7 protein-coding genes are annotated in these 14770 nt (G+C 51.3%); all 7 read left to right on the top strand.

From position 1 onward, the window contains the following. Positions 1-580: 580 nt before the first annotated feature. The 7 genes from pflB (at position 581) to ON05_RS16430 (ending at position 14620) form a co-directional block, all read left to right on the top strand. Positions 581-2809, top strand: a complete 2229-nt coding sequence (gene pflB / locus ON05_RS16460; RefSeq protein WP_010476034.1) for a formate C-acetyltransferase — start codon at positions 581-583, stop codon at positions 2807-2809. Between the two features lie 69 nt (positions 2810-2878). Beyond that, complete coding sequence (gene ppsA / locus ON05_RS16455) at positions 2879-5404, top strand: phosphoenolpyruvate synthase (protein WP_010476035.1); 2526 nt, start codon at positions 2879-2881, stop codon at positions 5402-5404. A 47-nt stretch (positions 5405-5451) separates the two neighbouring features. Then, positions 5452-6279, top strand: coding sequence for a pyruvate formate-lyase-activating protein (gene pflA / locus ON05_RS16450; protein WP_010476036.1), 828 nt, complete (start codon positions 5452-5454; stop codon positions 6277-6279). Positions 6280-6321: 42 nt separating this feature from the next. Further along, positions 6322-9030, top strand: coding sequence for a bifunctional acetaldehyde-CoA/alcohol dehydrogenase (gene adhE / locus ON05_RS16445; RefSeq protein WP_029315342.1), 2709 nt, complete (start codon positions 6322-6324; stop codon positions 9028-9030). An 81-nt stretch (positions 9031-9111) separates the two neighbouring features. Beyond that, on the top strand, positions 9112-11532 hold the full coding sequence (locus tag ON05_RS16440) for a phosphoketolase (protein WP_029315343.1): 2421 nt from the start codon (positions 9112-9114) through the stop codon (positions 11530-11532). Further along, a complete protein-coding gene (locus tag ON05_RS16435) occupies positions 11513-13372 on the top strand; it encodes a pyruvate kinase (RefSeq protein ID WP_010476043.1) in 1860 nt (619 codons plus the stop codon). The genes ON05_RS16440 and ON05_RS16435 overlap by 20 nt, the downstream gene beginning before the upstream one ends. A gap of 51 nt (positions 13373-13423) precedes the next feature. Further along, positions 13424-14620 carry an acetate kinase gene (locus ON05_RS16430; RefSeq protein WP_010476044.1) on the top strand — a complete coding sequence of 399 codons (1197 nt, stop codon included), beginning with the start codon at positions 13424-13426 and terminating at the stop codon, positions 14618-14620. Positions 14621-14770: the final 150 nt, after the last annotated feature.

Raw genomic sequence — 14770 nt, 5'->3', positions numbered from 1 at the left:
GCCGAATTATAATCGCTGCTAGTCAGATTGAGTGTCAACAAAAATACAATCGCTCCTGCGATTTCAAAGAATAAGTAAATATTAGACGAAAGCACTTTTGACTTAAGTCAATTAAGTCACTAATTTACATATAGATCAACCTTTTAAAAAAAGAGGTTAAGATCTATCATTCATAGGTCCTTAATAGAAGTTGTATCGCCATATCATAATCAAATCTATTTAAGCTGCTCTTTCTCAATACTTGTGAGATGCCATCTCCTCAGATATCTCTATGTAAGAGATAGAAGGGTTTCCTCTCGTTCTGAAATATGGCTCGACAAAATGATTATATTCTCTTTCTCACATGAAAATCTGGCTATAAAAACAACAAAACGATTGTTTTAATCGATCATTTTCAAACAATAAAGTTGTTAATTAAGAAATAGTTTAAAGTAGGGTTTTGTTGCTCAGATCACGGATTTTTAGAGTTGAATTTTGTATATTAAAAGCAAGGATAAATGCACGATTTGCGAAAAGTCGTGAGCAACAATAATTCACTATTTACGATCACTTAGGTGTGATAACTGGAGGTGCCTGCACGATGTTTAAACAGTGGACAGGTTTTCAGGCCGGGCAGTGGATGAAAGAAGTAAACGTCCGTGCCTTTATTCAAAGTAACTACACCCCTTATGTCGGGGATGAGACTTTTTTAGCAGCAGCGAGCGATCGCACCTCGTTACTCTGGGACAAAGTCTCTTTTTCGATGGATGTGGAGCGGCAACAAGGCATTCTGGATGCCGATACTCAAGTTCCGGCGGGGATTACGGCTCATGCACCGGGCTATATTGCTCCCGACCTTGAACAAATTGTAGGTTTACAAACGGATCAGCCTCTTAAGCGAGCCATTATGCCCCTGGGGGGAATTCGGGTGGTGCAGAAATCTTTAGAAGCCTATGGCTATCAGCTCAATCCAGACACCCTGAAAACGTTTACCCAATATCGCAAAACCCATAATGATGGGGTATTTGATGCCTATACCCGCGAGATGCGGTTAGCCCGTCACTCTGGCATTATCACAGGCTTGCCTGACGCCTATGGCCGGGGCCGAATTATTGGTGACTATCGCCGGGTAGCCCTGTATGGGGTTGATTTTCTGATAAAGGATAAGCAGCAACAGCTGCAGTCTCTGGAAGTCGACGCGATCAACGAAACGGTGATTCGGCAGCGGGAGGAACTCTCGGAGCAGATCCGCGCCCTGCAAGAGCTCAAAGAGATGGCGGAGCAATATGGGTTTGATATGGGGCAGCCCGCTACCACCGCCCAAGAAGCCTTGCAGTGGACCTACTTTGGCTACCTCGGGGCAATCAAAGAGCAAAATGGGGCGGCCATGTCCCTAGGCCGGGTCTCCACTTTTTTGGATATCTATATTCAGCGGGATCTGAACCAAGGCACCTTAACGGAAGCGGAGGCCCAAGAACTGATTGACCATTTTGTGATGAAGTTGCGGATGGTCCGGTTTCTGCGCACCCCGGCCTATAACGAACTGTTTTCCGGTGATCCCGTATGGGTCACAGAATCCATTGGAGGCATGGGGCTGGACGGACGGACCTTGGTCACCCGCACCAGTTTCCGCTTCCTCCATACCCTCTACAATCTCGGCCCTGCACCAGAGCCCAACCTCACCGTGCTGTGGTCAGAACAACTGCCCGACAACTTTAAGCGCTTCTGTGCTCAAGTGTCCATCGATACCAGCTCCATCCAGTATGAAAACGATGACTTGATGCGAACCGAGTATGGAGATGACTATGGTATTGCCTGCTGCGTGTCCGCCATGCGCATTGGTAAACAAATGCAGTTCTTTGGGGCTCGGGTGAATCTGGCGAAAGCACTGCTCTATGCCATTAACGGTGGCAAGGATGAAAAATCTGGGGAGCAAATTGCCCCCGCCTATGCACCGATTACCGCAGACATCCTGGACTACGACGAGGTGATGGCTAAGTTTGACGTGTTGATGGGTTGGTTAGCCAAGCTCTACGTCAACACCCTCAATGTCATTCACTATATGCATGACAAGTACTGCTATGAACGCTTGGAAATGGCCCTCCATGATCGGGATGTGTATCGCACTATGGCCTGCGGCATTGCCGGGTTATCTGTGGTGGCGGATTCTCTCTCCGCGATCAAACATACCCAAGTCAAGGTGATTCGCGATGACGCGGGACTCGCTGTAGATTACGAGCTGCAGAGCAACTACCCGGCCTTTGGCAATAATGACGAACGGGTGGATTCGATTGCCCAGGATGTGGTGCGGCGGTTTATGAATCATGTTCGTCAGCATCAAACCTATCGGGATGCAGTACCCACCCAATCCATTCTGACGATTACGTCCAACGTGGTCTATGGCAAAAAGACGGGCAGTACCCCCGATGGCCGCAAGGCGGGCGAACCCTTCGGGCCAGGGGCGAACCCCATGCATGGTCGTGATACCAAGGGTGCGATCGCAGCCTGCGAATCCGTCGCCCAGCTCCCCTATGAGCATGCCCAAGACGGCATTTCCTATACCTTTTCCATCGTGCCCCAGGCCTTGGGTAAAGGGGATGCTGACCAAGACCGCAATCTCGTCGGCTTACTGGATGGCTACTTCCACAATACGGGCCAGCATATCAATATCAATGTGCTCAACCGTGACACCCTACTGGATGCCATGGAACATCCCGAGAAGTATCCTCAACTGACCATTCGGGTTTCTGGCTATGCCGTCAACTTTATCAAGCTGACTCGCGAACAACAGCGAGACGTGGTCAGCCGCACCTTTCACAGTCGGTTCTAGCTACCCCTGCTTCCCCTTACCTGACTAAGGGGAAGCTTCCCTCCCTTTCGAGTTCTCTGGAGGTTTGAGATGAATATTCGTATTGCTCCCCGTCCCACCCCTGAAACCAGTCGTGACCAGGCATTAATCTTAGGTTTTGATGAAGTCGGCATTGCCGATATTCCCCTAGTCGGTGGCAAAAATGCCTCCCTAGGGGAAATGATTCAGCATTTAGTTCCTCTAGGCGTGAATGTCCCTAATGGCTTTGCTACCACCGCCTATGCCTATCGGTATTTTGTTCAGCAGGCAGGGATTGAAGCCCAACTGCGGCAGATTTTTGCCGATCTAGATGTTGAGGATGTTGATAATTTACGCCAGCGAGGTCGGCAAGCGCGATCGCTCATTCTCCACACCCCCTTTCCCAAGGATCTGGAGTTAGCGATTTCCACTGCCTATTGCCAACTGTGCGAACAATATGGCGTAGGCAATGCCGCTTCCGAAGGGCAAGCTTCCAAAGAGCAAGAACGCCTGCAGGCCTATCACTACAACGTTGACGTCGCCGTCCGCTCCAGTGCCACAGCAGAAGACCTACCCGATGCGAGCTTTGCGGGACAACAGGAAACCTACCTCAATGTCCATGGTGTTAAACAGGTTTTGGAATCCTGCCACAAATGCTTTGCCTCCATCTTTACAGATCGGGCGATTTCCTATCGCACCCTTAAAGGCTTTGACCATTTCCAGGTGGCCCTATCCGTGGGCGTGCAGAAAATGGTGCGATCGGATCTAGCCGCTTCTGGAGTGATGTTCTCCATCGATACGGAAACGGGGTTTAAGAATGCAGCCTTGGTCACCGCCGCCTACGGTCTGGGAGAAAATGTGGTTCAAGGCGCAGTCAACCCCGATGAATTTCTAGTCTTTAAACCGACCTTACTTGACGGCTTTCGTCCCATTTTGAGCAAACATCTGGGCAGTAAAGAGATCAAAATGGTCTACGATTTGGGGGGTAGCAAACTTACCAAAAATATTGCCGTTCCAGAAGCAGACCGGACCAAGTTTGCCGTCAACGACGATGAAATCCTCACCTTAGCCAGCTGGGCCTGCATTATTGAAGACCATTATTCCCAGGTCCGGGGGATGGACACCCCCATGGATATCGAATGGGCCAAGGACGGCCAAACGGGAGTCTTATTTATTGTCCAAGCCCGACCAGAAACGGTCCAGTCCCAGAAGGTCGCCAATCGACTCTCTGCCTATCGAATGACGGTGGATACTTTGCCTACCCCGTTTATTGAGGGTCGAGCTGTGGGTGATCGCATTGGCCAGGGGGCAGCTCGGGTGATTGCTTCGGTGCAAGGGATTAAGGAATTCCAGGCGGGAGAGGTCTTGGTGACCAACCGCACGGACCCCGACTGGGAACCAATTATGAAAAAGGCCAGTGCCATTGTCACCAATCAAGGGGGACGCACCTGCCATGCCGCGATTATCGCTCGGGAAATGGGTATTCCCGCCATTGTTGGTTGCAGCACCGCTACCGAAGTCCTGAAAACAGGTCAGAATATCACCGTCTCCTGTGCTGAAGGTGAAACGGGACAGGTCTATCCCGGTTTAATCCCCTTTGTGGTGGAAGAAACCGCCTTAGATGAACTGCCTCCCACCCGAACCCAAATTCTCATGAATGTGGGCAACCCCGATGAAGCCTTTGGGTTGGCAGCCATCCCCTGTGATGGGGTGGGGCTAGCGCGATTGGAGTTTATTATCGCCAATCAGATTAAGACCCATCCTTTGGCGCTGCTGAAGTATGACGAGTTGACGGATGTAGAAGCCAAGTTGGCCATTGCTCAACTGACCGCTAATTACGCCTACAAGCCAGATTTCTTTGTGGATAAGCTGGCCCAAGGGGTAGGCATGATTGCGGCGGCCTTTTATCCGAATCCCGTGATCGTTCGCATGTCTGACTTTAAGAGTAATGAATATGCCAACTTAATCGGCGGACGCCAGTTTGAGCCCACAGAAGAAAACCCGATGATTGGCTGGCGGGGAGCTTCTCGCTATTACGACCCCAACTATCGCCAAGCCTATGCCCTGGAATGTCAGGCCCTGAAGCGGGTTCGCGATGAGATGGGACTGCGGAATCTCATTCCCATGATTCCCTTCTGTCGTACTCCTGAAGAAGGCCAGCAGGTCCTCAAGGAAATGTCCCAGCATGGTCTGAAACGGGGTGAAAACGGCTTGCAGGTTTATGTGATGTGCGAAGTACCCAGCAATGTGGTGCTGGCAGAGGAATTTGCTGAGGTGTTCGATGGCTTCTCCATCGGCTCCAATGACTTAACCCAACTCACCCTAGGACTAGACCGAGACTCTGCCCTCGTTGCCCATATTTTTGATGAACGTAATGCTGCCGTGAAGAAGTTGGTGCGCCAAGTAATTGCTGTTGCCAAGGCTAAGGAGCGCAAAATTGGCATCTGTGGTCAGGCCCCCAGTGACTATCCTGAGTTTGCCCAGTTCTTGGTGGAGGAAGGGATTGACTCCATCAGCCTTAATCCAGATACGGTGCTCAAAACTCGGTTGGCCATTGCCCAAGTTGAAGACCAATCGACGGGTGTCGTTCAGAACTGACGGCTAGTCTATGGACCGGACGTCACAAAACTGTAAGGAGAGACCAGATGCAATATCACTCTGTGCCCCATCGAGATCAACGGTCACCGTCTGGTGAAACAATCTCAGCTCCTGCCTCTCTCCTTGCGGTTTCCTCTCCCAATTCTGGTCTGACAGGTCGCATCCATTCTGTAGAAACTTGTGGTAGTGTCGATGGCCCAGGGCTGCGATTTGTAGTGTTTATGCAAGGCTGTCCCTTGCGCTGTCTCTACTGCCATAACCCAGACTGCCGAGATGTAACAGGTGGACAGGTGACGACCGTCGAGGCATTGATAGCAGAGATTCAACGCTATCGATCCTATATGCAGGCATCTGGTGGCGGCATCACTGTGAGTGGGGGTGAGCCCTTACTTCAGCCCGAATTTGTTGCGGAACTCATGCGCCAATGTCAGGCCCTAGGCATTCATACCGCCTTAGATACCTCAGGCTTTTCTGATCTCACCAGCGCTCAGCGGGTACTGCAATATACCGATTTGGTGCTATTAGATATCAAATCCTACGACCCTAAACGATTTATCCAAGTGACCCAAGTTTCACGGGAACCTACGCTTTGCCTTGCCCGTTATTTGCATCAAATAGGCAAACCCACCTGGATTCGGTTTGTGTTGGTGCCGGGCTTAACAGATGACGTTGAGAATGTGGCTGCGCTCGCCCAGTTCGTAGCCCATCTCACCAATATTGAACGGGTGGAGGTTCTGCCGTTCCACCAAATGGGGGCCTACAAATGGGAAGAACTGGGCTATGACTATCTTTTAAAGGAGACTCAGTCCCCCTCACCTGAGCTAGTTGAGCGGGTTCGCCTACAGTTTCGTGAGTATGGGGTATCGGTCCGCTGACCCCGCTATTTGAACAGGATTGCCTTTACCTAAGGAGCACACATGATGACGACTCAAACCCAGCCTCAAGTCACCGATATTCCTTCCCTAGAAGATCTGATTGCCCGAGTGAAGCAAGCCCAGGAGGCCTATGCCACCTATACCCAGGAGCAGGTGGACCATATCTTTAAGCAAGTTGCGATCGCAGCCAATGCCGAGCGCATTCCCCTAGCTAAACAAGCCGTGGCTGAGACGGGCATGGGAGTGATTGAGGACAAGGTGATCAAAAACCACTTTGCGTCCGAATATATCTATAACAAGTACAAACAGGAAAAAACCTGCGGCGTCGTATCAGCGGATGCCCATTACGGTATCCAAAAAGTGGCGGAACCCTTGGGCATTGTGGCGGGGATTATCCCCACCACCAACCCCACTTCAACCGCTATTTTTAAGGCGTTGCTCTGTCTCAAGACCCGCAACGCCATTATTTTTTCTCCCCATCCTCGGGCCAAGCACTGTACGGTGCGAGCCGCTGAAATTATTCGTGATGCTGCTCTAAAAGCTGGGGCTCCCCCAGATATCGTCGGTTGGATTGACGAACCCACCTTGGACCTTTCCCAAGCCCTAATGCAACATGCCGATATTAAGCTGATTCTGGCCACGGGTGGTCCCGGTATGGTCAAAGCGGCCTACTCGTCAGGGCATCCCTCCTTAGGGGTCGGTGCCGGGAATACCCCTGCTGTGATTGATGAAACGGCGGATATCCAAGTCGCCGTTAGCTCCATCTTGCTGAGTAAAACCTTTGACAACGGCATGATCTGCGCTTCCGAGCAGTCGGTGGTGGTGACAGAAGCCGTCTACGAGCAGGTTAAACAGGAGTTTTGTAAGCGAGGGGCTTACTTCCTCACCCCTGAAGACAAGGATAAAGTCGCTCAGACCATCCTCAAGAACGGCAAGTTAAACCCGGCTATTGTGGGTCAGCCTATTTCAGAACTGGCTAACTTAGCGGGGATTGAAGGTCCCCAGGGCCATAAGGTCTTAATTGGTGAAGTCTCCATTATTGGCAGTAGCGAACCCTTTGCCTATGAGAAGTTGTCACCGATTTTGGCCATGTATCGGGCCACGGATTTTACGGATGCTGTGGACCAAGCCAAACAGTTGGTCAACTTTGGGGGGCGCGGCCATACCTCCGTGTTATACACGGCGGCATCCAATTGCGATCGCATCCGCATTTTCGAAACTGAACTCGCCACGGCCCGAGTCTTGATCAATACTCCCTCTTCCCAAGGGGCCATCGGCGACCTCTATAACTTCAAGCTGGATCCGTCTCTGACCCTAGGCTGTGGCACTTGGGGTGGTAACTCCATCTCCGGTAATGTCAACGTTCAGCATCTGCTCAATATCAAAACTGTGACCGAGCGCCGGGAAAATATGCTGTGGTTCCGGGTGCCCCCTAAAATCTACTTTAAATATGGCTGTATTCCCGTGGCTTTGAGAGATTTAGCCGAGAAAAAGCGGGCCTTTATCATCACCGATCGCCCTCTATTTGATTTGGGGCTAACCAAGGAAATCACCGAGACTTTAGATCAACTGGGCATCGAGCATCATCTGTTTTTCGATGTCGAACCTGATCCAGACCTGTCCACGGTGAAACGGGGGTTAGACGTAATTAATACTTTCCAACCGGACGTGATTATTGCTTTAGGCGGTGGCTCACCCATGGATGCAGCTAAGGTGATGTGGCTGATGTATGAACATCCCGAAGTCGAGTTTGACGGTCTAGCCATGCGGTTTATGGATATCCGCAAGCGCGTCTATGAACTGCCTCCCTTGGGAAATAAAGCCATCCTGGTGGCTGTCCCCACCACCTCAGGCACCGGGTCGGAGGTCACCCCCTTTGCCGTGGTCACGGATGATCGGGTGGGCATTAAATATCCCTTGGCCGACTATGCCCTGACTCCGACGATGGCCATCGTTGATCCAGAGCTGGTCCTCAATATGCCCAAAAAGCTGACGGCCTATGGTGGGGTTGATGCCCTGACCCATGCTCTGGAAGCCTATGTATCGGTCTTGGCAACGGAGTTCACGGATGGACTGGCCTTAGAAGCCATTAGTTTATTAATGACTTACTTGCCCAGAGCCTATCATCAGGGCAGTGCTGATCCAGAAGCCCGAGAAAAGGTCCACTACGCGGCAACGATTGCTGGTTTGGCCTTTGCCAACGCCTTCTTAGGAATTTGCCACTCTCTGGCCCACAAATTGGGATCTACGTTCCATGTCCCCCATGGGTTGGCGAATGCGTTGATGATTTCCCATGTAATTCGCTATAACGCCACGGATGCCCCCTTTAAGCAGGCTATTTTTCCCCAGTACGAATATCCCCAGGCTAAGGGTCGCTACGCTGCGATCGCAGATTCCCTCAACTTAGGGGGAACCACCGCCGATGAAAAAGTAGAGCGCTTGATAACAGCCATCGAAAACCTGAAGCTAGAGTTGGATATTCCATCCTCGATTCGTGAAGTCTTATCCGTCGATGAGCAGACCTTTTTTGAGCACCTAGATCTGATGTCGGAACAAGCCTTTGACGATCAGTGCACAGGGGCCAATCCTCGCTATCCATTGATTCGCGATTTAAAAGCCCTCTACCTTGAGGCTTACCAGAATTCTTCGCAGGCGACGACTTTAGCTACCGAAATTGCCCTAGAAGCGGCAGCACACAATCAGGCCCTGCTCGGTAAAAACATTAACTTCACATCTATAGAGAACAGTTGAGCCATCGAGGGGTGTCCCGCACTGATGCCCCTGCTCAATCTGGGCCAACCCCTAACGTATTTCTCGGAGGATTCCAAGAAGATGGTTCACACTCCTGTTGCCCCCACATCCAGACCCCTCAGCGAATTAGAGCTGCACAATATTGATGCCTACTGGCGAGCCTGCAACTATCTGGCCGTGGGCATGATCTACCTACGCGATAACCCCTTGTTGAAAGAACCGCTCCAATCTGCCCATGTCAAGCATCGCTTACTGGGACACTGGGGTGCCTCTCCAGCCCTGAGCTTTACCTATATTCACTGCAATCGACTGATTAAAAAATATGCTCTGGATATGATCTTTATGGCGGGTCCAGGCCACGGTGCACCGGGTGTCCTGGGGCCTGTCTACTTGGAAGGGACCTATTCCGAAATTTATCCCGATAAAAGTGAAGATTTAGAAGGGATGCGGCGGTTCTTTAAGCAATTTTCTTTCCCTGGCTTTATCGGCAGTCATGTCACCCCTGAAACCCCTGGTTCCATCCATGAGGGGGGAGAGCTGGGCTATAGTGTTTCCCATGCCTATGGTGCTGTCTTAGATAATCCCGATCTCATTGTGACTTGTGTAGTGGGGGATGGTGAAGCCGAGACCGGCCCCCTAGCAACGTCTTGGCATTCTAATAAATTTATCAATCCTGCTCGGGATGGGGCAGTGTTGCCTGTACTCAACCTCAATGGCTACAAGATTGCCAACCCCACCCTTTTGGCCCGCATCTCCCATGAAGAGTTGGAATATTTATTCCGAGGCTACGGCTACACTCCTTATTTTGTCGAAGGCAAGAATCCAGCGGAAATGCATCAAAAGATGGCCGCCGTGATGGAGGAATGCATTCTCACGATTAAAAAGGTGCAGAGAGAGGCCCGTATCAACGGCACCCTGGAGCGCCCCCGCTGGCCGATGATTGTCCTACGCACCCCCAAGGGCTGGACCGGTCCCAAAGAAGTAGATGGTAAAAAAGTCGAGGATTTTTGGCGATCGCACCAAGTTCCCATGGGGGGTATGCAGGACAACCCCGACCACCTGCAAAAGCTGGAAGCATGGATGCGCAGCTACAAACCGGAGGAGTTATTTGACGAAAACGGAACCTTAATTCCCGAGCTAAAAGCCTTGGCTCCGATCGGTGATCGGCGCATGGGATCGAATCCCCATGCCAACGGGGGCTTATTGCGGAAGGCCCTAAAGCTCCCCAGTTTTTACGATCTAGCAATTGATATTGGGGAGCAGCATGGTACCGTCACCTTTGAGAATACCAAGGCCTTGGGGATTTTTATGCGGGAAATTATCCGCAAGAATCCTGATAACTTTCGGTTAATGGGGCCCGATGAAACGGCCTCCAATCGCCTTCAAGATGTATATCAAGTCACGAAGAAAGTTTGGATGGCCGATCTATATCCTGAAGACGAAGATGGGACTGAACTGTCTCGGGATGGTCGGGTGATGGAAATGCTCAGTGAGCATACGCTACAGGGCTGGCTGGAAACCTATTTATTAACCGGACGCCATGGCCTATTTCATACCTATGAAGCCTTTGCCCATGTTGTGGACTCCATGTTTAACCAACATGCCAAGTGGTTAGATATCTGCCGTAATCATGTCCCGTGGCGACGGTCGGTGTCGTCATTAAATATTTTGCTGTCCTCCCTGGTTTGGCGTCAGGACCATAATGGCTTTAGTCACCAGGATCCAGGCTATGTGGACTTGGTCACCAACAAAAGTCCAGATGTGGTGCGGCTTTACTTTCCACCGGATGCTAACTGTTTGCTGTCGGTCGCCGATCATTGCTTTCGGAGTGTGGACTATATCAATGTGATCATCTCGGATAAACAAAAACATTTACAGTATCTGTCCATCGATGAAGCAGTGGCTCACTGCACGAAGGGCATTGGCATTTGGGACTGGGCCAGCAATGATGACTGTGGCACTGAACCCGATGAGCCAGATGTGGTAATGGCTTCCTGTGGCGATATTCCCACCATGGAGGCCCTAGCGGCAACGGCCATCCTGCGGGAAGAATTTCCTTGGCTCAAAGTTCGCTTTGTTAACGTGGTGGACCTGTTTAAGTTAGTGTCTGAAGGCGAACATCCCCACGGGTTATCTGATCGGGACTTTGACTCCCTGTTCACACCTGACAAACCGATCATCTTTAACTTTCATGGCTATCCCTGGCTGATTCATAAGCTGGTCTATCGCCGCTCTCACCAAGAACGGATTCATGTTCGGGGCTATAAGGAGCAGGGCAATATCAATACCCCCCTGGAGTTAGCGATTAACAATGAGGTGGATCGCTTTAACCTAGTGATTGATGTGATTGATCGGGTGCCAAAGCTGGGGTCGGCAGCGGGTCATGCCAAGGAACGCATGCGCAATAAGATCATCGAATGCTTAGCCTATGCCCATGAGCATGGTAAGGATCAAGATGAGATTGTTAACTGGACCTGGCCCTATGTTGGCGTCTGCGAATAATATCGATGCTCCGCGCATTGATGGGGCTATTCGGGCACTGGAGCAGCTCAAAACGCTTGCCCTAGCTATCGAGCAGGATTTCAAAATTCCCCTCCAGCGCACCGCTCCCTCTCATCGCAACAGTGCTCGTAACCTTCTCCACTATCTAGCACTGCGCCGCCATGATATCCGCGAGTTACAGCTTGAACTCAGCCACCTGGGCCTTAGTTCCCTAGGGCTGACCGAACTTCATGTGATGGCCTCTCTCAATGCCGTTCTGATTGCTTTGCATCGACTAGTGGAACGAGCGGTGCCTCCTCAACTTCAAGCCCCGACCCCTGTGACCTTTGCCAATGGTCAGGCTCTCCTGGTGGAACATACCCTCACGGCCCTAGGGCCTAAACCCGAACAGCGGGCCACTCGAATTATGGTGACGATGCCCACGGCAGCAGCAGAGGACCCAGCTCTGATTCGTCGGTTTTTGGCTGCGGGGATGGATATTATGCGGATTAACTGCGCCCATGATGCTCCTGAGGCTTGGCTGCGAATGATTCAGTATCTGCGACAAGCGGAAGCGGAATTGGGACTATCCTGCAAGGTCTCTTTTGATTTGGCCGGTCCCAAACTGAGAACTGAGGCCTTGGCCCCTGATGTGGAGGTGATCAAATGGCAGCCCCAGCGAGATCGACTGGGGCGTATAGTGCAACCGGCACGCCTCTGGTTGACCTCAACGCCCTCCCAGACCGTTGACTTAGATGCCACTACCATTCCGATTCAGTCCCCTCTCTCTGTCCAAGTGGGAGATATGATTCAGCTTACGGATGCCCGTCACCGTCGCCGCCGCTTATTGGTGGTGGAGGTGAGGGATAATGGCTGTCTCTGTGAATGCGATCGCACCGGCTATATCACTTCAGGACTGCCCTTTGACATTCAACGTCATCAGACCGTAGTAGGAACGGGCAAGATTGATCAGCTTCCTGCCCTTGAAAACACCCTCACCCTCCAACCCGGAGATGTCCTGCGCATTCTAAGGGGTGACATTCTAGGCCAGCCCGCTATCTTAGATGCCACCGGACAGATCATGCAGCCTGCCCAGGTGGGCTGCACCCTACCCCAAGTGTTCCAGGATGTGAAGCCGGGAGAACGGATCTTTTTTGATGATGGCAAGATTGAGGGGCTGATTCAAACGGTTAGTGAGACTGAACTAAGGGTGGAAATTGTCTCGGCGGCCAAAGGAATCGCCAAGCTCAAGGGAGAAAAGGGCATCAACCTGCCTGACACCCAGCTTAACCTGCCAGCCCTTACCCCCAAGGATATCAACGATCTCAGCTTTGTGGCCCAACAGGGAGACTTAGTGGCCCTCTCCTTTGTCCAGTCTCCAGAGGATGTAGAACAGCTGGTGCAAAAGCTCGATCAATTGGGGGCAACAGACTTAGGCATTATTCTCAAAATTGAAACCCGACTCGGATTTGAGAATTTACCCAAGCTATTGCTGGCTGCCATGCAGCGTCGGTCTGTAGTCGTGATGATTGCGCGGGGCGATTTGGGGGTTGAGGTAGGCTTTGAGCGGATGTCGGAAGTGCAGGAGCAAATTTTGCTGTTGTGCCAAGCAGCCCATGTTCCCGTCATCTGGGCAACCCAGGTCCTAGAGTCTCTGGCGAAGGGAGGCCTACCGTCACGGGCAGAGGTTACGGATGCAGCGATGGGCAGTCGAGCCGAATGCGTCATGCTTAACAAAGGCCCCTATATTGAGCGGGCGATGGAATTTCTCAACAATATTCTTCAGCGGATGCAGGGAAATGTGGCAAAGAATATGGCCACCCTTCGCAAACTCCGGGTTTCCGAGATTGAAGCGGAGTAGTCTCGTCCTCACGCCCAGTTTGCTCGTTACCAGCCATCTGTGGGCCAGATCATGAAGATTTTAGTTCTCAATGCCGGTTCTAGCAGCCACAAATGTTGCCTGTACGCGATTGAAGGGTCTCTCCCCGACCATCCACCGCCTTCCCTTTGGGAAGCGCAGCTGGATTGGCATGACCCCCATCATGCCGCGTTAAAAGTCAACACCAAACGAGAAAAACTGGAGCAAGACCTATCTGATGTGTCACGTTCCGACGCGCTCTTCCATCTATTAACCACCCTATGGCATGGACCTACCCAAGTCGTCCAAACGGCACAGGACATTAATATCGTCGGTCATCGTGTGGTGCATGGGGGGCAAGACTATCAGTCCAGTGTGGTGGTGACATCGGAGGTTAAAACTGCGATCGCAGATCTGATTCCGTTAGCCCCCAACCATAATCCAGCCAATTTAGAAGGCATTGAACTAATCGATCAGTTGTTGGGCAATGTTCGACAAGTAGCCGTTTTCGATACTGCCTTTCACAGTCATCTTCCCGAGGTTGCGGCCATCTATCCCGGTCCCTATGATTGGCGACAACAAGGCATTCGTCGGTATGGGTTTCATGGCATTAGTCATCAATACTGCACGCAGCGAACGGCTGAAATTCTGGGCCGAGGGGTGGACCGCCTGATTATTTGCCATTTAGGAAATGGGGCGTCCTTAACGGCAGTCAAGCAGGGTCAGAGTATCGACACCTCGATGGGCTTCACCCCCCTAGAAGGATTGATGATGGGCACGCGATCGGGGTCGATTGATCCAGGAATTTTGATTCATCTGATGCGGCAAGGATATGATGCCGATCAGCTCGATCACATGCTTAATAAAGCCTCTGGTTTAAAGGGAATATCCGGGATTTCCCATGACCTGCGGGAGATTGAGCAGGCTATTGCTCAAGGCAATGCCCAAGCTAAGCTAGCGCGAGACTTATATCTCCATCGCTTGAAAGCTTGTTTGGGGTCCATGCTGATGAGCTTAGGTGGAGTTGATGCCTTAGTGTTTACGGGGGGGATTGGAGAGCATTCTGCTTCAGTACGAGCTGAAACCTGTGAAGCGCTCGATTTTTTGGGGCTAAAGCTAAATCTGAGCCTGAATCAAAATTCTTCAGAAGATCAAGATATTGCGACGGTTGACTCAAAAGTGAGGGTATTGGTGATTACGACCCAGGAAGATTGGGCCATTGCTCAGTCTTGCTATGAACATTGTAGTTGAGTCTACAGGGAGATGTTGCTGATGCTAGGGAGCAGGCTGAGGGGTATGCGATGGCTGAAGGCCACTCTTTGAGTATCGCACCTGCAATACCATCCCCTAGTCAAACTAACTGAATCCTGAGCCCAATCTAAATCAGGGCTTCTAGGCATT

It is taken from the genome of Acaryochloris sp. CCMEE 5410 (assembly GCF_000238775.2).
GTDB lineage: Bacteria > Cyanobacteriota > Cyanobacteriia > Thermosynechococcales > Thermosynechococcaceae > Acaryochloris.
This window is presented reverse-complemented; position numbering and strand designations above follow the sequence as displayed.

Bases quoted from the DNA above. Each gene is read 5' to 3' on its own strand.
- pflB (WP_010476034.1), top strand. From the start codon at position 581: ATGTTTAAACAGTGGACAGGTTTTCAGGCCGGGCAGTGGATGAAAGAA.
- ppsA (WP_010476035.1), top strand. From the start codon at position 2,879: ATGAATATTCGTATTGCTCCCCGTCCCACCCCTGAAACCAGTCGTGAC.
- pflA (WP_010476036.1), top strand. From the start codon at position 5,452: ATGCAATATCACTCTGTGCCCCATCGAGATCAACGGTCACCGTCTGGT.
- adhE (WP_029315342.1), top strand. From the start codon at position 6,322: ATGATGACGACTCAAACCCAGCCTCAAGTCACCGATATTCCTTCCCTA.
- ON05_RS16440 (WP_029315343.1), top strand. From the start codon at position 9,112: ATGGTTCACACTCCTGTTGCCCCCACATCCAGACCCCTCAGCGAATTA.
- ON05_RS16435 (WP_010476043.1), top strand. From the start codon at position 11,513: ATGTTGGCGTCTGCGAATAATATCGATGCTCCGCGCATTGATGGGGCT.
- ON05_RS16430 (WP_010476044.1), top strand. From the start codon at position 13,424: ATGAAGATTTTAGTTCTCAATGCCGGTTCTAGCAGCCACAAATGTTGC.